We start from the raw sequence: 19,801 nt of genomic DNA, 5'->3' as shown, positions 1-19,801 counted from the left end.
GGTCCCCCAATGAAACGGTTCACCCTGTTCATGCTCCTCGCGCTGCTGTTGGCATCGCTCGCCCCCGCAGCCGGCACGGCCCGCGCCCAGTCGGCCATCACCCTCACCTACGCCAACTTCCCGCCCGCGGCCACCTTCCCCGGCGTCCAGATGGAGCGCTGGGCCAAGGAAGTGGAAAAGCGGACCGGCGGCAGGGTGAAGGTGAAGACCTTCCCCGGCGGCACGCTCCTCAACGCCAAGAACATGTTCGAGGGGGTTACCTCCGGCATCGCCGACATCGGCAACTTCGCCATGAGTTACCAGCCGGGGCGCTTCCCCGTGTCCGAAGCGGTGGACCTTCCCCTGGGCTTCACGAGCGCCAGGGTGGCAAGCCTGGTTCTCTACGACCTGATCGAAAAGTACAAGCCCAGAGAGTTTGAAAAGGTAAAAGTACTGACGGTCTTCACCTGCCCTCCCACCAACTTCATGACCAAGGCGCCGGTACGACGCCTGGCCGACCTGAAGGGGATGGAACTCCGCGTGGCCGGCACAAGCGCCGAAGTGGCCAAGCGCCTGGGGGCGGTGCCGGTGGCCATGCCCCAATCGGAGACCCCCGAAGCCATCCAGAAGGGAATCGTCAAGGGGATGATCTCTTCCCTTGAAATTCTCCAGGATCTCAAGTTCGCCAGCTACACCCCCTACGCGACCATCGCCAACCTGCCGGTGGTTTCCTTTGCGGTGGTCATGAACAAGTCCAAGTGGAATTCGCTCCCCGCCGACGTCAAGAAGGCCCTGGACGGTCTTTCCCGCGATCAGGCCGCATGGACCGGCGAGTACGCCGACCGCCACGTGCAGGAATCTCTCGCCTGGGCGAAGAAGGGCTACCAGCACCAGGTGTTCACCCTGCCGGCCGCCGACCAGAAACAGATCAACGCGCTCCTCTCCCCCATGGTGGATGACTATGTCAAAAAGGTGAGCGCCCAGGGGCTGAACGGCAAGCAGATCGTGGCGGATGTCCAGGCCTTCCGGAAGAAGTACGAGACACCGGCGAAGGAAACGCGGTAGGAACGCGGGGATCAGGGACCGGACGTAATCATGGAACGTGTATTCGGCATCATCTCCAAGGCATTCATGGTCGTCGGCGGTGTGGCGCTCCTGGCGCTCGTGCTGCTGGCCACCGGCAACGTGGCGTCCCGGATCGGCCGGGCCCCCTTTGCCGGTACCTACGAGATCGTCTCGTTCCTGGGCGCCATCGTCATTGCCGGTGCCCTGGGGCACACCCAGCGCCGCAAGGACCACATCGTGGTCGACATCCTGTCGGAGCGCTTTCCGGCGCCGGTCAAGCGGCTGCTCGACGCGGTGAACCATGCCGTCACCTGCGGGCTGTTCGGCATCGCCGCCTGGCAGGTGTGGGTCTGGGGCGACAAGCTACGCCTGTCGGGAGAGTTGTCCGAGACGCTGAAGCTGACCTACTACCCCTTTGTCTACGTGGTGGCTGCCGGTTTCGGCGTGCTGGCCGGGGTGTCGTTCATTGATTGTATGAAAACGGTATTGCGCGGCAAGGAGAGTGAGGAGTGAGCGGTCCCATTATCGGCGTCTATGGCATCGGTGTCATGTTTTTCATGCTGTTCGTGCTACGGATTCCCGCAGCCTTCACTCTGATGATGGTCGGTTTTCTCGGCATGGCCACGGTCACCACCTGGGACGCGGCCCTGGCCATGCTCGGCAGCGAACTCTGGGGCAGCTTTTCCAACTACGGCCTTACGGTCATCCCCCTGTTCATCCTGGTGGGGGAAATCGTCCACTACGCCGGCTACAACAACAGTCTCTACCACGCCACCTACAAGTGGTTCGGCCACAAGCGCGGCGGCCTTGCCATCACCACGATCCTGGCATCGGCGGCCTTCTCGGCCATCAGCGGATCCAACACCGCCACCGCCGCCACCATGAGCGCCGTGGCGATTCCGGCCATGAAGGAATACAAGTACCATCCGCTGCTCAACGCCGGCTCCGTGGCTGCCGGCGCAACCCTGGGGGTCCTGATCCCCCCGAGCATCGTGCTGGTGGTCTACGGGCTCTACACGGGCCAGTCCATCGGCAAGCTCTTCTTCGGCAACGTCATCCCCAGCGCCATCCTGACGACTCTCATCCTCCTGACCGTAGTCTGGATCTGCCGCCGCCACCCGGACTGGGGACCCGAGGGGCCCAGAAGCGGCTGGGGGGAGCGGTTCGCCGCCCTGCCCGAGGCAATCGACATCCTGATCCTTTTCGCCATCATCATGTACGCCCTGTTCACCGGCGTGGTGACCGCCACCGAGGCAGCGGCAGTGAGCTGCTTCCTGGCCCTCGTAATCTGCGGCCTGCGCAGAAAACTCACCTGGAAGAAACTGGCCGGAGCATTCGTTGACACCCTGCGCATCTCCTGCATGGTCTTCATGATCGTGGCCGGCGCGGTCATCTTCGCCAAGTTCCTGACCATCACGCGGCTTCCCTATGAAACCGCCGAGTGGATCAGCTCGCTGGACCTTCCCCGCTGGATGGTCCTCTGGGTCATCCTGGCCTGCTACATCATCGGCGGTTGCATCATGGACGCCCTGGCGTTCCTGCTGGTGTCGCTCCCCATCTTCTACCCGCTGGTGACCCAACTGGGCTACGACCCCATCTGGTTCGGCCAGGTGATCACCATCGTGACCACCATGGGGTCCATCATGCCCCCCATCGGCATCTGCTGCTACGTGGTATCCGGCATGTCGGGCATCCCCCTCGGCACGGTCTTTCGCAGCGGCCTCTACTACATGCCGTCCTATATCGCCTCCATTGCCATCCTCATGGCGTCCCCCTACTGGACGGTGCTCGTGCTGGCCGACCTGGTGAAGTAACGGAACCGTGACCCCGCAGCCGGAAAAATTGTTAAAGTTTTCCGGCTGCGGGGCGATGAGAAAACTCAGAAACCACTGATCAAGGGGAGCGCCCATGTCTGCAATCACCTTCGAAGAAATCATGTTCACCATCATGTCCGCCACCCAGGACACCTTCAAAAACTACCTGAGCGTAGACATATTCGCAGGAAAAGTTGAGCGGAAGGTTGACCCCGTCGATTCCGACGTGGTCGGCATCGTCGGGGTTGCGGGCGACCGGGTGGGCTATATCATTCTGGCGGCAGAGAGCACCGCAGCGGTCACGATCGCCAAGGAACTGCTGATGATCGACGAGCCCGACGAGGAATCCATCAGGGATGCCATCGGTGAACTGACCAACAACATCGCCGGCGTGTTCAAGACCAAATATCATGAGCAGTACGGCAACGTGGCCCTGGGGCTCCCCCTCATCGTATCCGGCATGCTGCGCACCGTTGCCGAGGGGTCGTCGCAGGATCAGTCGGGCGGCAGCTCCAGCATGAATGTCCAGTGCAAGGGGGTTACCATCCCCTTCATGAGCCTGGACGGCAAGTTCGCCCTCCGGGTCATGGTGTACATGTAACAGCGAAACCAAACCGTACGCACCACAGACAAAAACAGCCGCACCGGTCATGCCGGGCGGCTGTTTTTGTCGGATACGCGAAAAACGATGCGGCGCGGCCGGACTTACTCCCCGCTCACGTCCAGGGCGGCAATCCGCAACGACGGCGAGCCCACGGTACCGTAGAAGCGCAGGTCATTTCCCACCGCCTCGACCCCCCTGAACAGCTCCAGAATGTTGCCCGCGATGGCGATCCCCTTCACCGGCCGGACAACGCGCCCGTCCTCCACCAGGAAGCCGGCCGCGCCCACGGAGAAATCGCCCGAAATGGTATTGGCGGTATGCATCCCCATCACCTCGGTCAGCAGCACCCCCCGCGGGATTCCCGCCAGGAGCGCTTCGGGAGATTCGGTGCCGTTCTCGATGAAGAGATTGGATACCCCCATGTGCGGCGGCGATTTGATGCCGCTGCGAATGGCGTTTCCGGTGGAGGCGACCCCTTCCTTGCGCGCCCGGAGCGTATCGTAGAGGTAGCCGACGAGGCGCCCGCTTTCCACCAGGACCGTATTCCGCTTGGGCACTCCCTCCGCATCGAAGGGAGCGGTTCCCATGCCACCGGGCAGGGTACCGTCGTCCCGGATGGTGAGCAGCGGTGCAACGATCATCTCGCCCCGCTTGCCGGCCAGGAGCGACTTGCCCTTTTGGACGTTCTCGGCCAGAAACGCCGGCGCCAGCACTTCGAGAATCTCGGTGGCCACGTAGGTGTCGAGCACTGCGGGACAGCGCATGGTCGGCACCGTGGCGGCGCCCAGGAGCCCGGTCGCCTTGGCAACGGCACCGGCAACGATCCGCTCCACCGAGATGCCGCCGAAGCGGGACGAGAAATCGAAATCCCATCCCATCTGAGACTGGCCGTTTTCCTCGGCAACGGCCGTCACGCTGGCTGACACCGATGTTCCCCGGTAGCGGCCGCTGACGCCCCGGGAATTGACCACCATGGTTTCCACCATGGAATCGCCGTAGGTGGCTTTCCGCACCTTCCGCACCCGCGGGTCGGCCGCCAGGGTAAGCCGCTCGAGGTCCAGCGCGACGGCGATCTTTGCCTCCTCGGCCACGGTCGCAAGCCCGTCGTCGAACAGTCCAGGAACATCGGGATATGCCGCCGGCGGGTCGGGGAAACCGTGGTCCGGGTCAGGGGTCTGGCTTTCGGCACCCACCAGGGCGTTGTCCACCATGCGCGCCAGGTCCTCCGGCGCCATGCTCGTGGAAAAGGAGAACCCCATGCCGCCGTTCTTCAGCACGCGCACGCTCACTCCCAGCGGGGCGGAACACTTGAACGTATCGACCTTTTGCTCCTTTACCTCGATGGAGAGAATGCGCGACGCTGCGGCGGTTATTTCCCACCCGTCCAGGGAACGGCTGGCGAGTAGGTCTTGAACGGCGCTGATCATGCCGGCGGTATCCATGGCAACCTCTCAGAGATCGAGAATCATCGCGATTTCATCGCAGTCGGGGAACTTGACGCACTTGATGCAGTCGGTCCAGACCTTGTGGGGCAACTCCGATTTGTCCACGATCCTCATACCGAACTTGCCGAAGAAATCGGGCTTGTAGGTGAGGCAGAATACGCGCTTGAGCCCCAATTGCCTGGCCTCGTCGATACAGGCCTGCACGAGCATGGTACCGATCCCCTTGCGCCCCGCATCCTCGGACACGGCCACGGACCGGATCTCCGCCAGGTCTTCCCACATGATATGGAGGGCCGCGGCGCCGAGCACCACCCCGTGTTCCTCCCAGACGTAAAAATCGCGGATCGCCTCATACAGCTCCGACAGTGAGCGGGAGAGCATATCGCCCCGGCTGGCGAAGTGGGTGAGAAGCTTCTGTATGTCCTTGACGTCGGCAATCTGGGCCTTGCGGAGCATGGCGCGGTATCTCCTTGCGTGATGGAATGAAGATGGAAAAACGGATCAGAACTTGCGTCGGTCAACGACAAAGCAGCTCTTGTGGGATTGCTTGGCAAGGGTCTTGAGCTCTGCCGCCACCTCGGCCACCTTGGCGTAGTGGCCGATTTTGGGAGAGTCCGTGGGAACGACGGCAATGGCGACCCCCATGAGGGGGACCTTCTCCTCGTTCCCCTTGCGGTCGTGGGCCAGGAAGAAGCCGTTGCGCTTTTCCTCCTCGTTGAAGAGCTCCGAAACCACGGCCGTAAAGTTGGCGATGATCCGCCCGGCAACCGCCTCGGCCTGGTCGAAGGGGACGATGAAGACGAAGTCGTCCCCGCCGATGTGCCCCGCGAACCCGTCGCCCGCGTCCTTCACGGCGTTGGACACGATGCGGCCGAGCATCCTCAGGACCTCGTCGCCGTGGGTGAAGCCGTAGACATCGTTATACTGCTTGAAGTGGTTGATGTCCACATAGCAGACCGCCATGGGCTTGCCCACCGTCTGCTCGATGGCGCGCTGAATGGAGGTGTTGCCCGGCAGCCTGGTGAGGGGATTGTTGTCGAAAACCCGCCGCAGCCGCCGCAGCGACAGAACGATGCGGGTGAAAAGCTCCCGGAAGTTGAGGGGGAAGGTGACGAAATCATCCAGGGGATACTCTTCCCAGTCGAAAAACTCGGCCGCCGGCTCCGGCATCATGCCGATGACCGGAATGGTGCTGAAGAAAAAGTCGTCCTTGAGGCTCCTGATAATGCCCAGGAACGCCTCGTCGGGCGAGGAGAGATCCATGAGGATCACGTCGGGGGGATCCGAGTAGATGAACCCCATGACGCTGGAGGGGGTCGTCAGGGTCACCACCTGATACCCCTTGCTCTGGAGGCGGAGCTCGATATTGCCGTCCCCCCGCTTTTCATTGGCAACGATGGCTATTCTCAGATCAGATCTCATCGACGGCCTGTATCTCCAGACTGAAGTTTTTCGTTTCGATCAGCCTGTCCTCCAACTCTTCCACGATGACGGCCAGGTCGTTCTCGGTCATGCCCAGCCTCTGCCACGCCTCGGGCTGGATCTGGGGGACATACTCGTCGCCGCTGAAACCGAAGCCGCTGGCTTTCACGAGCACATCGGCCAGATGGACCACGGCGGTCTTCACCTGGTGGGTCGACGAGCGGGCCACGTCGTGGTGACAGGCCACGGGCTCACTCAGCTTGTCCGGCAGGTACCAGCTCCGCACGAGCCACTCCCCCACCTCCGCGTGATCGGTTCCCAGCAGCTCCCGCTCCGCGTCCAGCATGGCCAGCCCCTTCCTCTCCATGAGCATGGCGACGCGGGCATAGTCCTCGGGGCACTTCTCCTTGATGATCACCTTGCCGATGTCGTGCAGAAGCGCTGCCGTGGAGATTTCCTCCACCTCGGGGAGCTTCAGGCGGCGGGCGATGATGTTCGCAGCCACGCCGGCTCCGAGGGAGTGCTCCCAAAGCCCCACGATGGTCTTTTCCATGATTTCGAAGATGGAGGAGCTGAGCGCCAGGCTCTTGATGACGTTCACGCCCAGGAGGATCAAGGCGTTGGAGATGGTGGAAACCCGGTAGAACCCGTAGGAGGGGGAGTTCACCAGGCGCAGCACCCGTGCCGACAGGATCTGGTCAGAGGAGACGAGTTGCGCCATTTCCTGGATGGTTGACTTGCGGTTTTCCGATAGGGCCTGGAGCCGGGTCACGATGCCGGGCAGCGTCGGGAGCGTGCTCGTGTCACGGATAATCTCGAAAATCTCGGTCCGCTTATCGTTCACCGCCACCCTCCACGGAGCGGACGATGCCCGCCCGGAACAACTCCTTGAGCCGCTGCATGAGCGGATTCCCCTCCACTTTGCTGAAACGCCGGTCCAGATCGGCCAGCATGTCGTCCAGGGTCTTTTCCCCTTCGAGCTCAACCGGCCTGCCCTCAACGGTGAGGGTCTTCACCCCCAGATTGCGCAGCCGCTCCAACAGGGCCGCTGTAATAACGGTTCCCTTGCCGCAGATCGGTGGGCCCTGTGGATTGTCGGCCCGCTTCACCTCCCGGGCCAGAACCATGTCCGGCGCGGCGAGGGCTATGGGAATGGTCTGCATCTGCCTCGCTCCTCATGAAAATTACACATCCGCACAAGTGTACCAGATAACGGCGCCGGCGCGAGTATCAGCTCCCGGCAGCGGCTCTGCGGGCGCCATCGATCATCTCCCGGGCATGGTCGAGGGTGGTGCCGGTGATGGTCACCCCACCGAGCATCCGCGCCATTTCCGCCACCCGGCCCTCCCCTTCAAGGGGGGTGACCGCCGTGGCGGTCCGTCCGCCTTCAACCCGCTTTTCCACCTTGTAGTGCCGATCGGCAAAGGCGGCAACCTGGGGGAGATGGGTAATGCAGAGGACCTGCTGGGCACGGCTCACCCGCTTGAGCTTCTCCCCCACCAGGGCCGATGTGGCGCCGCCGATGCCGGTATCCACCTCGTCGAAGATGAGGGTCGGCACGTCGCTCTCGGGGTGGACCTGCTTGAGGGCCAGCATGAGCCGCGAAAGCTCCCCACCGGAGGCAATCCGCGCCAGGGGCTTCGGTTCTTCCCCTGGATTCGGGGAAAACAGGAAGCTTACGCTGTCGAGCCCCGTCTGGCGGGGCTCGGGCAGTTCCTCCAATGCCACGTCGAACAGGGCGTGCCTCATGGCGAGCTGGTGGATCTCCCGCTCCATGGCGGCCTTGAGCCGCTTTGCCGCCTCGTGCCGCTTTGCCGAGAGCCCGTGCCCCGCTTCCCTCACCCGGCCGGCCAGGGTTTCCAGTTCCCGGTCGAGATCGTTGCGGGTCCGGTCGCGGTTGAGGAGCAGACCCATCTCCCGGGCCGCTTCCTCGCCATAGGCAATGATCTCTTCCACGGTGGGCGCGTACTTCTTCTTCAGGCGCCGGATCAGATCGAGCCGCTCGTCCACCGCGTCCAGCCGGGCCGGGTCGGCTTCGATGCGCGCGCCGTAGCCCCGCAGGGTCAGGGCCGCATCCTCCAGGTGGGCCGCCGCCGACTCCACAACGTCCAGCAACGGGGCCAGCGAGGCATCAACGCCGGATATTTCGGCAACCCTCCCCTTCACGCGGGCGAGCAGGTGCAGAACCGAGGACTCGTCGCCGTACAGGGCCTCATAGGCCTCTTCGCTCCCCCGGCTGAGCCGCTCGGCATTGACGAGCAATTCCCGCTCCCCGGCCAGGGCCTCCTCCTCGCCCGGCGCCAGGGCCGCGGTGCGGATCTCCTCCACCTGGAAGCTCAAGAGGTCCAGGCGCCGGGCAGCCTCCCGCTCACCCTCGTCCAGTTCCCTGAGCCGGGCCTCGGTCTCCCGGTACCGGTCGAAGATGGCCGCATAGCCGGCCCGCAGGGAATCGAGGCCGGCGAAACCGTCCAGCAGCCTCAGATGGTTCTCGGGACGCAGCAGGGTCTGGGACTCGTGCTGGCCGTAAATATTGACGAGCTCGCGGGAGATCTCCGACAGCATCGCCAGGGTGGAGAGGCCGCCGCCAATGAAGACCCGGTTGCGTCCCGACCGGGACACGACCCGCTTCACCAGCAGCTCGCCGTTGCAGTCGAGCCCCATCTCCGCCAACCGCTGCCCGAGTGGCCCATCGACAGGCAGGGAAAAGAGGGCTTCCACCGTGGCCTCTTCCTCGCCGGTCCGGACCAGCTCAGCCGAGGCGCGCCCCCCCATGATGAGGTTCACGGCATCGATGATGATCGATTTGCCCGCGCCGGTCTCGCCCGTGAGAACGGTGAGCCCCCGGTCGAAGGATACGTGAAGGGAATCGATGATGGCCAGGTTCCTGATGGAGAGATCGGTCAGCACTACCGCTCCCCCCACTTGAGCTTGGTCCGGAGCACCTCGAAGTAGTTGCGGCTGCGGGACATGACGAGCCGGGTCCTGTGGGCCGCCCGGCGCACGTGCACCGCGTCGCCGCACTTCAGCTCCATCCCCACCTGCCCGTCCAGCGTCAGGTAGACGTCCTCGTCCTTGGAGCGGAGCCTGACGGTCACCCCAGAACTCGACTCGAGCACAATGGGACGGTTGGTGAGGGTGTGGGGACAGATGGGAGTGATGGTGATGCACTCCAGTGACGGATGAACGATGGGCCCGTTGGCCGAAAGGCTGTAGCCGGTGGAGCCCGTGGGAGTGGAGATGATGAGGCCGTCGGCCTTGTAAGTGGTGAGCCGGATGCCGCTCACCTCCGTCTCCATGTCGATGATCCGGGCAAGGGCTCCCTTGTTGATGACCACATCGTTCAGGACCCGGTGGGAACAGATTTCCTCGCCGCTGCGCTCCACGGACACGGCGAGCATCATCCGCTCGGTCACCTGGAAATCGCCCGAAAGGCAGGATTCCAGTACCGGATAGAGTTCGTCCAGGGTAATCTCGGTCAGAAAGCCGAGACTGCCCAGGTTGACGCCGAGGATGGGAATCTGGCGGGACCCGATGAGCCGCGCCGCGGAGATGAGGGTGCCGTCGCCGCCCAGGACCACCGCCATGTCGGCCAGGACGGGGATATCCTCGGGAACGATGCCCTGCCGTCCCCCCAGATGACGCGCCAGATGGGCCTCCACCAGCGGGATCAGACCCCGTGCCTCCAGCCAGGCGATCAGCTCGCTCGCCACCCCCTGACAGCGGGGATCGTGGACCTTGGCGAAGATGGCGATTTTTTTCATTCGTGCGGCCTTCCGGATATGGTATAAACTTGAGTTTTACTAACACAGATCAGATGGCATGTCCAATGGAAATTCGGTTGTTTAGCGCCTGGGCCTGCCCGTGATATCTGGTTGTTTTCCCTATAGAAAGGTGCCCCCATGATGAACGAGAAGCTTCCCCCGCCCGAACAGTCCGCCGAACTCGACACCCTGATGCTCATCATCAAGTCCTTTCTGGAACACCTGGAGTACACCCTCGGCAAGGACAAATACTCGGCAACACGGCATGACATCTTCAACGCCCTGGCCTATGCGGTCCGCGACCGGATGGTGGAGCGATGGCTCGACACCCAGCAGGCTTACTACAATCAGGACCCCAAGCGGGTCTACTATCTTTCCATGGAATTCCTCATGGGGCGGACCCTGGAAAACAGCCTCGTGAACCTGGGGCTGCTGGACGATTTCCGCGACGCCATGAACTCCCTCGGCTTCGACCTGGATGTCCTCATCGACCAGGAACAGGACGCGGGGCTCGGCAACGGCGGCCTGGGCCGGCTCGCCGCCTGCTTCCTCGACTCCATGGCCACTATGGGGATTCCGGGCTACGGCTACGGCATCCGCTACGAGTACGGCATCTTCCGCCAGAATATCGTGGATGGTGCCCAGGTGGAATATCCGGACAACTGGCTCCGCTACCGCAACCCCTGGGAGCTTGACCGGCAGGAGCACCTCCACCCGGTCAAGTTCTACGGCCGGGTCGTGGAACGCAAGGATGCGGAGGGGAACACCATTTTCGCCTGGATCGACACCGAAGATGTCATGGCCATGGCCTACGACACGCCGATCCCCGGCTTCGGCACCAACTCCGTGAACACCATGCGGCTGTGGACGGCCAAGTCCTCGCGGGACTTCGACCTGACCTTCTTCAACGAAGGGAACTACATCCGGGCCGTTGAAAAGAAGATGCTCTCCGAAAACATATCCAAGGTACTCTATCCGGCCGATCACATCCCCGAGGGCAAGGAGCTCCGTTTCAAGCAGGAGTATTTTCTCGCCTCGGCCACCATCCAGGACGTGATCTACCGCTTCCGCAAGAATCACAGCGATCTGCGCCTCATTCCCGACAAGGTGGCCATCCAGTTGAACGACACCCATCCTTCCCTGGCCATTCCAGAGATGATGCGGCTGCTCATGGACTGGGAACGCCTCGACTGGGATACCGCGTGGGACATCACCACCCGGACCTTTGCCTACACCAACCACACCATCCTGCCCGAGGCCCTGGAAAAGTGGCCGGTCTGGTTTCTGGAGCAGATTCTCCCCCGCCACCTCCAGATCATCTACGAGATCAACGACCGGTTCCTGGCCCAGGTCCGCCTGCGCTTCCCGGGCGACACGGGCCGGTTGGAGCGGATGTCCCTGGTGGAAGAGCACTGGGAGCGCAAGATCCGCATGGCGCACCTGGCCATAGTCGGCAGCCACTCGGTGAACGGCGTGGCAGCGCTCCACACCGACATCCTCAAGGAAAAGGTATTTACCGACTTTTTCGAGATGTGGCCCGAGCGGTTCAACAACAAGACCAACGGCATCACCCAGCGCCGCTGGCTGAAGAGCGCCAACCCCGACCAGGCGGGACTGATCAGCCGCGCCATCGGCGACGGCTGGATCACCGATCTGGACCAGTTGCACACACTGGCGGAACTGGCGGAGGACCGGGAGTTCGTCCATGCTTGGCAGCGGGTGAAGCAGGAGAACAAAAAGCGGCTGGCCGACTACATCTTCCGGCACAACTGCATCCGGGTGAATGCGGACTCCCTCTTCGACTGCCAGGTGAAACGGATCCACGAATACAAGCGGCAGTTGCTGAACGTGCTCCACGTCATCACGCACTACAACCGGATCAAGGCCGACCCGACGGGAGACTTCGTTCCCCGCACCGTCATTTTCAGCGGCAAGGCGGCACCGGCCTACGCCCTGGCCAAGCTCATCATCCGGCTGATCAATGCGGTCGGCGACGTGGTCAACAACGACCCGGACGTGGGAGACCGCCTCAAGGTGGTGTTCCTGGCCAACTACAGCGTATCCCTGGCGGAGAAGATATTCCCTGCCGCGGATCTCTCGGAGCAGATCTCCACTGCCGGCACCGAGGCGTCGGGCACCGGCAACATGAAGTTCGCCCTGAACGGGGCGCTCACCATCGGCACCCTGGACGGGGCAAACATCGAGATCATGGAGGAAGTGGGGCGCGAAAACATCTTCATCTTCGGCATGACCGCCGGTGAAGTGGATGAGCTGCACCGGCGGGGCTACGACCCGAGGGACTACTATCACCGGATCCCCGAGCTTAAACAGGTGCTGGACCAGATTGCCGAAGGATTCTTCTCGCCGGCCACGCCGGACCTTTTCCGCCCCATCGTCGACGTCCTTCTCAACCAGGGCGACAACTACATGCTCCTGGCCGATTACGCCTCCTACGTGGCCTGCCAGGAAGAGGTGAGCCGGCTCTACCTGGACCCGGACGAGTGGGCCCGCAGGGCGATCCTCAACTGTGCCGGCATGGGCAAGTTTTCCAGCGACCGGACCATAGCCGAGTACGCCCGCGACATTTGGGGTGTAGAGCCGGTGGAAGTCCGGCCAGTCCTCGAGTTCCGCAAGCATGACGGCCCGGCGTAGGGACGGCGGCCAGCGGACAATCGGACACGAGCGCGACATGGACCTCTTTGATGCCTCCGCTGCCGCCGAAACCCTGAAGGACGCTCCCCTTGCCGAACGGATGCGTCCCCGCACCCTGGACGAGTACGTGGGGCAGGACCACCTGCTGGGCGTGGGGAAACTCCTGCGCCGGCTGATCGAGTCGGATACCCTCACGTCTCTCATCTTCTGGGGCCCTCCGGGCTCGGGCAAAACAACCCTTGCCCGGGTCATCGCCAATGCCACGAAATCGCACTTCATCTTCTTTTCCGCCATTCTTTCGGGGATCAAGGAGATCCGCGAGATCGTAAAGGAGGCGGAGGAGGAAAAGAAGTACCGGGGCCGTAACACCATTCTCTTCGTGGACGAGATCCACCGGTTCAACAAGAGCCAGCAGGACGCATTCCTCCCCTACGTGGAACGGGGGACCTTCACCATCATCGGCGCCACCACCGAAAACCCCTCCTTCGAGGTGGTGGCGCCGCTCCTCTCCCGCTGCAAGGTGCTCGTGCTCAATCCGCTTTCACAGGAAGAAGTGGGGCAGATCCTGCGGAGCGCCCTGGCCGATCCGGAACGCGGCCTCGGCACGAGCGGCCTTGCCGCGGACGACGATGCCCTCGCCCTCATGGCAGAGCAGTCGGGCGGCGACGGCAGGGTCGCCCTGAACACCCTTGAAACGGCAGCCCGGCTGGCGAAAAACGGCCGGATCGACCTGGAAGCCGTCCGCGAGGCGATTCAGAAAAAGCCGCTGCTCTACGACAAGGGGGGCGAAGAGCACTACAACGTGATCTCGGCCTTTATCAAGTCCATGCGCGGCAGCGACCCGGACGGCGCCCTCTACTGGCTCGCCCGCATGATCGAGGCCGGCGAGGACCCGATCTTCATCCTGCGCCGGATGGTGATCCTGGCCAGCGAGGACATCGGCAACGCCGACCCCCGGGCGCTCCAGGTGGCCGTTGCAGCACTCCAGGGGTTCCAGCTCGTGGGCATGCCCGAGGGACGGATCATCATGGCCCAGGCCGTCACCTACCTGGCCACCGCGCCCAAGTCCAACGCCTCCTACGTCGGCATCGACGCGGCCCTGGCTGAAGTCCGGAAAAGCGGCGCCCTGCCCGTGCCGCTTCACATCCGTAATGCGCCCACACGGCTCATGAAGGACCTGGGCTACCACAAGGGGTACAAATACGCCCATGACCATGAAGGGGGCTACGCCGCCCAGGACTATCTACCGGAACGGCTTGAGGGGAAACGATTCTATGCCCCGCAGGGGCACGGCTATGAGAAGACCATAAAAGAACGCATGGACTACATCCGTACCGTGAAGGAGAACGACAGGGAATGAAAAAGATCGGCATACTCACCAGCGGCGGCGACTGCCCGGGCATGAACGCCGCCATCCGGGCCGCGGTGCGCACGGCAATCCGCATGAACATCGAAGTGGTCGGTTTCCGCAAGGGCTATCTGGGACTCATGAAAGGAGATGCCATCCCCCTGGACACCAAGGCGGTCTCGGGCATCCTCCACCGGGGGGGCACCTTTCTCCAGTCGGCCCGGTCCCCCGAGTTCAAGACGCCGGCAGGCCAGCGCACGGCCCTGAACAACCTGAAAGCCCTCGGCGTCGAGGGGATGGTGGTAATGGGAGGCGACGGATCGCTCACCGGCGCCCTGGCCCTTCACGGCCTGGGAGTGCCGGTGGTGGGCATTCCCGCCAGCATCGACAACGACATCCCGTTCACCGATATGTCCCTGGGGGTCGATACGGCCCTCAACAACATCATCTACGCCGTTGACTGCATCAAGGACACGGCCAGTTCCCATGCGCGGGCCTTCGTCATCGAGGTCATGGGGCGCAACTCGGGCTACCTGGCCAGCATCTCCGCCATCGCCACCGGGGCCGAATACGCCCTGGTCCCCGAACGGGAATACGATCTGGCCGAGATCTGCCAGCAGTTGCGGGCACGCTACGAGGAGGGGCGCGACAACGCCATCATCATCCTGGCTGAGGGGGCCGGCCATGGCAGAGAAATCGCCGACAGCATCAAGGACGCCATTGGCTTCGAGACGCGGGCGACGGTGCTGGGGCACTACCAGCGGGGCGGCGCACCGACGGTTTTCGACCGGTTGCTGGCGAGCCGCTTCGGCAAGAAATCGGTGGAACTGCTTGTGGCGGGAACCTGGGGAGTGATGGTGGGGCTCTCCTGCAACGCGGTCCTCGCCACCCCCCTGGAGGACGTCATCAAGGGCGAAAAGCGTCCCCAGGACGAGGTGCTGCGGCTGGCCGAAGTGCTGGGCGTGTGAGGAGGGGGCCGGCGCCGTGCGGCGCCGGTCAACCGAGGAAATCCATAATCTCGCGATGGTGCTCCATCCGGTAGGCAGCGGGGAGCGGGGCCTTGTAGGCCACGAAGGGGACGCCTGCAGCTTTGGCCGACAGCCGGTCCACCTCGGAATCACCCACGAACAGAGCCTCCCGCGGATCGATGCCGAAGTGTTCCAGCACCTTCAGCAGGGGTTCCGGGTGGGGTTTCGGGTTCGCCACCCGCGACGCGGTCATGACGATGCTGAAATAGGAGTCGAGGCTGAACGACCGGAGCACCAAGTCCATGGAGGTCGACCGGTTGGTGCAGACGCCGAGCCCCACCCTCCCCTTCAGGGTGTCGAGGGTCTCGCGAAATCCCTCCTCCATGATCATGAGCGGGACCAGTTCCCGGTAGTCGATGGCGCCGGCACACCGGACCGCTTCCTCCCAGTCGCCGGGTGACGGGAAAAGATGGGACAGCACCTCCCGATTGGCGTAGGTGTGGAGAATGCGCATCTGCTCCCCGTTGTCCCTGCTGAGCGGGGGGCGGCCCATCATCTCCATGATCCGCTGGTAGAACGCGAGGTTCGCCTCGAAGGAGTCGAACATCACCCCGTCGCAATCGTAGATTACCGCCTTGATGGCCCCGCCGTTACTGCTCACCGCCGCTCCTCGCCTTTTCGAGATACTCTTCCCACTCCAGGGGGAGGAGGTATTTCTTCCGGTTGTTGCATTCCTTGCAGGCGGGCACCACGTTTCCCCTGCTGCTCTTGCCGCCGCGCACGATGGGAACCACGTGGTCCATGGTCAACTCTTCGGGCGGGAAATCCCCCCCGCACCAGTGGCACGTACGCCGGCTGATCACCGTCTGCCACCAGCGGCTCCTGCGCAGCTCACGGGCCTTGTCCTTCTCCCGCCGGATCTCCTGCTCCGTCATTTCCACCACGAAATAGGTCATAGCTACCTGTCACAGGCTACCGGCGTCCGTTCCGGTATGCATCGATGGCACGGCGAGCCAAGGCATCGCATCGCTCGTTCTCCAGGTGCCCGTTGTGGCCCCGTACCCAGACCCACCGGACCTGATGCTTCCCGGTCAGCTCCATGAGCCGCTCCCAGAGATCGCGGTTCAGGACCGGCTCCTTCCTGCTGTTCACCCACCCCCGCCGCACCCAGCCGGAAAGCCATTCGGTCATTCCCTTCACCAGGTACTGGGAATCGGTGGTGATCGTCACGGCGCAGGGACGGCTGAGGGCCTCCAGCGCCTTGATGGCCGCGGTAAGCTCCATCCGGTTGTTGGTCGTGTCGCCGTCGGCGCCCGAAAGTTCCTTTTCCGCGCTGCCGTACCGCAGGATCGCACCGTATCCCCCCACTCCGGGATTGCCGCTGCAGGCGCCGTCGCAGAATATCTCAACTTCTGCCGACATAGGCACCCTCCCCCTTGAGTAGTTCGGCAATGGCATCCATCACCCGGTCCACGATCAACTGGTGGGTTTCCTTGCAATCCTCCCGGGCAAAGAGATCGTCCAGGTTCAGGGTGGCGCCGAACACCACCATGCCCTCCTGCCCCATGCCGGGGAACTTCCAACGGTTAAGCCCGATGAGGGCCGTGGGGACGACGGCGACCCGGGTGTCGTAGATGATCTTGCCGACCCCGCGGTTCCCCTTGCCGAGCACGCCGTCCTTGTGGCGGGTCCCCTCAGGAAAGAGCATCACCTTCTCGGTCCGGAGCAGATCGTTGATGGCCTTGCCGGCGCGGACGTCCCTGCCCCGCTTGACCGGGAAGGCACCCCAGGAGCTGTACAGAAAACGCTGAAAAGGCTTGGCAAAGAGCTCCTCCTTGGCGGGAGCCCAGACCATCCGGAAGGGATGGGAGCGCAGAATCGCCCAGGGGAGAAAGATGGTCTCGTAAGCCGAGATATGGTTGGATGCGATGAGGACGCCGCCGTTCGGGGGTATATGCTCCGCCCCCTTGACGCGGAACCTGTTGATGAGCGATGCGTAGCTGCCGACGACAAATGCGGAAAACGTCACCCAGAACCGACGAAGAAACGATACCTTCAAATGAGCCTCTCTGTGCAGATGTTGTTATCTTATAGCATGGTTCCGGAAATAACGGCAACGGTAATGCTGCCCGTCACGGGAGCGCCGGATTCGATGCCGTGCCGAAAAAGAACGAGGGAGGCATGTCATGCCCCCCTCTTCTTGTCATCTCTCCACGAAGGGTCCGGATCAGGACGAACCGTCAGTCACGTCCGGCACCATCAGCGCATCTCGCCCAGATATGTCCGGATGTCGTGGCCATCAATCCTGCCGTTGCCGTTACTATCCGGGATGAGGGAGTCGGCTCCCCCCTCCTTGAGCATCCGCCTTGCATTGCCGGGGTTCACCGCCCCGCCGCCGTTTGCGTCAAAGACGTCCGTCAGCGATTGGGCACTGAAGCCGGTGACCGCCCCAGCGGGGACATCGGAAATCCTGCGATACACGGTCACGGTGAAGGACTGGTACGCCCTCAGTCCCTTGGCATCGGACACTTCGACCTTGACCGGATAGGTACCCGTATCCTTTGGTGTCCACTGGATGAGTCCGGTCGAAGAACTGATGCTCATTCCCGAGGGGCGCGTCACCAGTTTGTAGGTAACGGTATCGCCGTTGGGGTCCGTTGCGTTCACGTCGTACCGGTAGGTCTTGCCCCGAACCGCCGCCGCTGCCGGGACAGAAGTGATGACCGGCGGCTGGTTGACGACCGCAGGGGCCACTGTCCAGGCAAAGACAGCGCTGGTCGAGGCTATCCCGTCGCTGGCGGTCACGGTTACGGTGTAGGGGCCAGTTGCTGCGGCACCGACAGCGATGGTGCCGCTGATGAGACCGGTGCCCGCGTTGATGCCGAGCCCGGCCGGCAGCCCCGTGGCGCTGAAGCTCAGAAGATCGCCATCCGCATCGGCTGCGCTGATCTGCAGTCTGACGGCGGTATTTTCGGCGCCTGTTTGCGCGCCGGGGTTGCTCACGGCCGGCGGGGTATTGCTCCCCGCTGCCCGCACCGTCCAGTTGAAGCTGGTACGGTTGCTCTTCAGGGTGTCGGTAACGGTTACCGAGACCGAATAGGGGCTGCCGACCGCGGCTCCGGCAGCGATGGTGCCGCTGATGAGCCCGGTGGATTCATCAATGCCGATACCGGGAGGAAGGCCCGTGGCGCTGTAGAAAATCCTGTCGCCGTTACTGTCGCTGGCCTTGATCCGGAGAGTAACCGGTTTCTCTTCCCATGACGTCTGATTGCCGGGATTCGTAACCGTTGGAGCGCTGTTGCTGTTTACGACCCGGAGCGTATAGCTCTGGGTCGCCTTCAACCCCTTTGCATCCGCCACCTCTACCGTTACCGCGTAGCTGCCGGAATCTTCGGGCGTCCACGAAATAAGACCCGTGGAGGAATTGATGGTCATGCGCGAGGGACGCTGGACGAGCCGGTAGGTCAGTGCGTCGTTATTGGGATCAACGGCGTTGACGTCGTAGCGGTACGCCTTCTCCTTTTCCGCGATCAGGATCGGGGAGGAGATGATCACCGGCGGATCGTTGGCGACCTGACCATTCACGGTCCAACTGAATGTTGTACTTGACGTCGTCATGCCGTCTCCCACAGTGACAACGACATTGTACGTCCCGGCGACGGTGGCGGTGCCACTGATGAGACCCGAACCGGAGTTGATGGCAAGGCCGGAGGGAAGCTCCGAGGCACTGTAAATGAGGTTGTCGCCGCAATTCAGGTCAGTGGCCTGGATCTGCAGACTCACGCCATTGTTCAGGGTACTGCTCTGGTTGGCAGGCTTGGTCACTATCGGCGCGACGTTGGTTTTGGTTACCACCCATGAGAACATGGTACTGCCGCTGAGGTTACCCGGGTCCTTGGCCATTATGGTCACAGGGTAGGTACCGGAGCTGCAGTAAGGTATGTTACCGCTGATCAGGCCGGTTTTGCTGTTCATGGTGAGGCCCGGCGGCAGGCCGGCGGCACTGTAGGTGAGGCTGTCTCCGTTGACATCGGTGGCCTGGATTTGGAGGCTGACGCTGCCATTCTCGGGACTGGCCTGATCGGCGGGCTTGGTTACCACCGGAGCAGTCGGCGGTATGATGACCATCCAGGTAAAGGTCGTTCTGGTCGTAGCCGTTCCATCGGTCACGGAAACGGTTATCGTGTAGGTTCCCGCAGTGGTGGGGATGCCGCTGATGAGACCTGTAGCACTGTTGATGCTGAGACCTGTCGGCAGCCCAGTGGCACTGTAGGTGAGGGCATCGCCATCTGCGTCGATCGCCTGGATCTGGAGGTTGACCATTACGTCCTTGTCGCTGGTCTGGTCCGCAGGCTTTATAACGGCTGGAGGCTGCTGAGGCGCCATAGTGACGATGATGCTCACGCTCTTGGTGGCCGTGGTGTAGTTGACGGCATCGGCGGGCGTGAAGGTGGCCGTCAGGGTGACCGGGCCCGCGGTGGAGAGAACGGTGCCGGCTGCGGGATTGTAGCTGAAGCTGCCTGCTACGTCGGCAGTGGCGTTGAGCTGGCTCGACCCGAGGGTCGTGCCCGCATAGACCGCTGCCGGCTCGGCCCAGTTGATGGCGGGAACGGCACGGGCGATTGCGAGTGTTCCCGTGGCGCTGCCGCTGTAGTTGGCATCGGTGACCGTGGCGACGACGGGGTAGCTCCCGGCGGCTGTCGGCGCGCCGCTGCCCCCGGCATAGGTGAGGTTGATGCCGAG

General features: G+C 63.0%; 19 protein-coding genes. 7 read left to right on the top strand and 12 right to left on the bottom strand.

Annotated elements, in window-relative coordinates; translation table 11 throughout:
* The first annotated feature begins 9 nt into the window (after positions 1–9).
* The 4 genes from AC6CDK_RS11375 (at position 10) to AC6CDK_RS11360 (ending at position 3,459) form a co-directional block, all read left to right on the top strand.
* Positions 10–1,044 (top strand): TRAP transporter substrate-binding protein, encoded by a 1,035-nt coding sequence (locus AC6CDK_RS11375; protein WP_192905053.1) that lies wholly within the window; start codon positions 10–12, stop codon positions 1,042–1,044.
* 30 nt (positions 1,045–1,074) lie between these two features.
* Entirely contained in the window at positions 1,075–1,557 is a 483-nt protein-coding gene (locus AC6CDK_RS11370; protein WP_192905054.1) for a TRAP transporter small permease, read from the top strand.
* Positions 1,554–2,858, top strand: a complete 1,305-nt coding sequence (locus AC6CDK_RS11365; protein ID WP_192905055.1) for a TRAP transporter large permease — start codon at positions 1,554–1,556, stop codon at positions 2,856–2,858. The genes AC6CDK_RS11370 and AC6CDK_RS11365 overlap by 4 nt, the downstream gene beginning before the upstream one ends.
* Before the next feature lie 94 nt (positions 2,859–2,952).
* On the top strand, positions 2,953–3,459 hold the full coding sequence (locus tag AC6CDK_RS11360) for a chemotaxis protein CheX (RefSeq protein WP_039644000.1): 507 nt from the start codon (positions 2,953–2,955) through the stop codon (positions 3,457–3,459).
* Between the two features lie 104 nt (positions 3,460–3,563).
* Here the strand turns inward: AC6CDK_RS11360 and AC6CDK_RS11355 are convergent, their stop codons facing one another.
* The 7 genes from AC6CDK_RS11355 to AC6CDK_RS11325 all read right to left on the bottom strand — a co-directional run bounded on the left by AC6CDK_RS11355 (position 3,564) and on the right by AC6CDK_RS11325 (position 10,090).
* A complete protein-coding gene (locus tag AC6CDK_RS11355) occupies positions 3,564–4,904 on the bottom strand; it encodes a TldD/PmbA family protein (protein WP_039643998.1) in 1,341 nt (446 codons plus the stop codon).
* Between the two features lie 9 nt (positions 4,905–4,913).
* Positions 4,914–5,363, bottom strand: coding sequence for an N-acetyltransferase (locus AC6CDK_RS11350; RefSeq protein ID WP_039643996.1), 450 nt, complete (start codon positions 5,361–5,363; stop codon positions 4,914–4,916).
* A 45-nt stretch (positions 5,364–5,408) separates the two neighbouring features.
* Positions 5,409–6,329: a GGDEF domain-containing response regulator gene (locus AC6CDK_RS11345; protein ID WP_039643995.1), complete on the bottom strand. Its 921-nt coding sequence runs from the start codon at positions 6,327–6,329 to the stop codon at positions 5,409–5,411.
* Positions 6,319–7,173, bottom strand: a complete 855-nt coding sequence (locus tag AC6CDK_RS11340; protein WP_039648175.1) for an HDOD domain-containing protein — start codon at positions 7,171–7,173, stop codon at positions 6,319–6,321. The genes AC6CDK_RS11345 and AC6CDK_RS11340 overlap by 11 nt, the downstream gene beginning before the upstream one ends.
* A complete protein-coding gene (locus AC6CDK_RS11335; protein ID WP_039643992.1) occupies positions 7,163–7,492 on the bottom strand; it encodes a hypothetical protein in 330 nt (109 codons plus the stop codon). Before AC6CDK_RS11335 ends, AC6CDK_RS11340 begins: the two co-directional genes overlap by 11 nt.
* 67 nt (positions 7,493–7,559) lie before the next feature.
* On the bottom strand, positions 7,560–9,236 hold the full coding sequence (gene recN / locus AC6CDK_RS11330) for a DNA repair protein RecN (protein WP_039643990.1): 1,677 nt from the start codon (positions 9,234–9,236) through the stop codon (positions 7,560–7,562).
* Positions 9,236–10,090 carry an NAD(+)/NADH kinase gene (locus AC6CDK_RS11325; RefSeq protein ID WP_039643988.1) on the bottom strand — a complete coding sequence of 285 codons (855 nt, stop codon included), beginning with the start codon at positions 10,088–10,090 and terminating at the stop codon, positions 9,236–9,238. The genes recN and AC6CDK_RS11325 overlap by 1 nt, the downstream gene beginning before the upstream one ends.
* A 138-nt stretch (positions 10,091–10,228) precedes the next feature.
* Between AC6CDK_RS11325 and AC6CDK_RS11320 the strand changes: the two genes are divergently transcribed.
* From AC6CDK_RS11320 to pfkA, 3 genes are read left to right on the top strand one after another with little or no spacing between them, the layout of a single operon-like run.
* Positions 10,229–12,742 (top strand): glycogen/starch/alpha-glucan phosphorylase, encoded by a 2,514-nt coding sequence (locus AC6CDK_RS11320; protein WP_066357272.1) that lies wholly within the window; start codon positions 10,229–10,231, stop codon positions 12,740–12,742.
* Positions 12,743–12,779: 37 nt separating this feature from the next.
* A complete protein-coding gene (locus AC6CDK_RS11315; protein ID WP_039643984.1) occupies positions 12,780–14,102 on the top strand; it encodes a replication-associated recombination protein A in 1,323 nt (440 codons plus the stop codon).
* Positions 14,099–15,058 (top strand): 6-phosphofructokinase, encoded by a 960-nt coding sequence (gene pfkA / locus AC6CDK_RS11310; RefSeq protein WP_039643982.1) that lies wholly within the window; start codon positions 14,099–14,101, stop codon positions 15,056–15,058. Before AC6CDK_RS11315 ends, pfkA begins: the two co-directional genes overlap by 4 nt.
* A gap of 28 nt (positions 15,059–15,086) precedes the next feature.
* Here the strand turns inward: pfkA and AC6CDK_RS11305 are convergent, their stop codons facing one another.
* The 5 genes from AC6CDK_RS11305 to AC6CDK_RS11285 all read right to left on the bottom strand — a co-directional run.
* Positions 15,087–15,719, bottom strand: a complete 633-nt coding sequence (locus AC6CDK_RS11305) for an HAD family hydrolase (RefSeq protein WP_039643981.1) — start codon at positions 15,717–15,719, stop codon at positions 15,087–15,089.
* Positions 15,709–16,014 (bottom strand): HNH endonuclease, encoded by a 306-nt coding sequence (locus tag AC6CDK_RS11300; protein WP_039643978.1) that lies wholly within the window; start codon positions 16,012–16,014, stop codon positions 15,709–15,711. The genes AC6CDK_RS11305 and AC6CDK_RS11300 overlap by 11 nt, the downstream gene beginning before the upstream one ends.
* Before the next feature lie 16 nt (positions 16,015–16,030).
* Positions 16,031–16,480 carry a ribonuclease HI gene (rnhA, locus tag AC6CDK_RS11295; RefSeq protein ID WP_039643976.1) on the bottom strand — a complete coding sequence of 150 codons (450 nt, stop codon included), beginning with the start codon at positions 16,478–16,480 and terminating at the stop codon, positions 16,031–16,033.
* Positions 16,464–17,117, bottom strand: coding sequence for a lysophospholipid acyltransferase family protein (locus AC6CDK_RS11290; protein ID WP_039643974.1), 654 nt, complete (start codon positions 17,115–17,117; stop codon positions 16,464–16,466). The genes rnhA and AC6CDK_RS11290 overlap by 17 nt, the downstream gene beginning before the upstream one ends.
* Positions 17,118–17,317: 200 nt before the next feature.
* A partial coding sequence (locus AC6CDK_RS11285; protein WP_496639834.1) for a putative Ig domain-containing protein occupies positions 17,318–19,801 on the bottom strand: 2,484 nt, incomplete at its 5' end.

This window comes from Geobacter sp. PheSNFMC, assembly GCF_059620965.1.
Note: the sequence above shows the minus strand (reverse complement) of the source record. Positions and strands in the feature narration are given on the sequence as shown.

Bases quoted from the DNA above. Each gene is read 5' to 3' on its own strand.
- AC6CDK_RS11375 (WP_192905053.1), top strand. From the start codon at position 10: ATGAAACGGTTCACCCTGTTCATGCTCCTCGCGCTGCTGTTGGCATCG.
- AC6CDK_RS11370 (WP_192905054.1), top strand. From the start codon at position 1,075: ATGGAACGTGTATTCGGCATCATCTCCAAGGCATTCATGGTCGTCGGC.
- AC6CDK_RS11360 (WP_039644000.1), top strand. From the start codon at position 2,953: ATGTCTGCAATCACCTTCGAAGAAATCATGTTCACCATCATGTCCGCC.
- AC6CDK_RS11355 (WP_039643998.1), bottom strand. From the start codon at position 4,904: ATGGATACCGCCGGCATGATCAGCGCCGTTCAAGACCTACTCGCCAGC.
- AC6CDK_RS11350 (WP_039643996.1), bottom strand. From the start codon at position 5,363: ATGCTCCGCAAGGCCCAGATTGCCGACGTCAAGGACATACAGAAGCTT.
- AC6CDK_RS11345 (WP_039643995.1), bottom strand. From the start codon at position 6,329: ATGAGATCTGATCTGAGAATAGCCATCGTTGCCAATGAAAAGCGGGGG.
- AC6CDK_RS11335 (WP_039643992.1), bottom strand. From the start codon at position 7,492: ATGCAGACCATTCCCATAGCCCTCGCCGCGCCGGACATGGTTCTGGCC.
- AC6CDK_RS11325 (WP_039643988.1), bottom strand. From the start codon at position 10,090: ATGAAAAAAATCGCCATCTTCGCCAAGGTCCACGATCCCCGCTGTCAG.
- AC6CDK_RS11320 (WP_066357272.1), top strand. From the start codon at position 10,229: ATGATGAACGAGAAGCTTCCCCCGCCCGAACAGTCCGCCGAACTCGAC.
- AC6CDK_RS11315 (WP_039643984.1), top strand. From the start codon at position 12,780: ATGGACCTCTTTGATGCCTCCGCTGCCGCCGAAACCCTGAAGGACGCT.
- pfkA (WP_039643982.1), top strand. From the start codon at position 14,099: ATGAAAAAGATCGGCATACTCACCAGCGGCGGCGACTGCCCGGGCATG.
- AC6CDK_RS11300 (WP_039643978.1), bottom strand. From the start codon at position 16,014: ATGACCTATTTCGTGGTGGAAATGACGGAGCAGGAGATCCGGCGGGAG.
- rnhA (WP_039643976.1), bottom strand. From the start codon at position 16,480: ATGTCGGCAGAAGTTGAGATATTCTGCGACGGCGCCTGCAGCGGCAAT.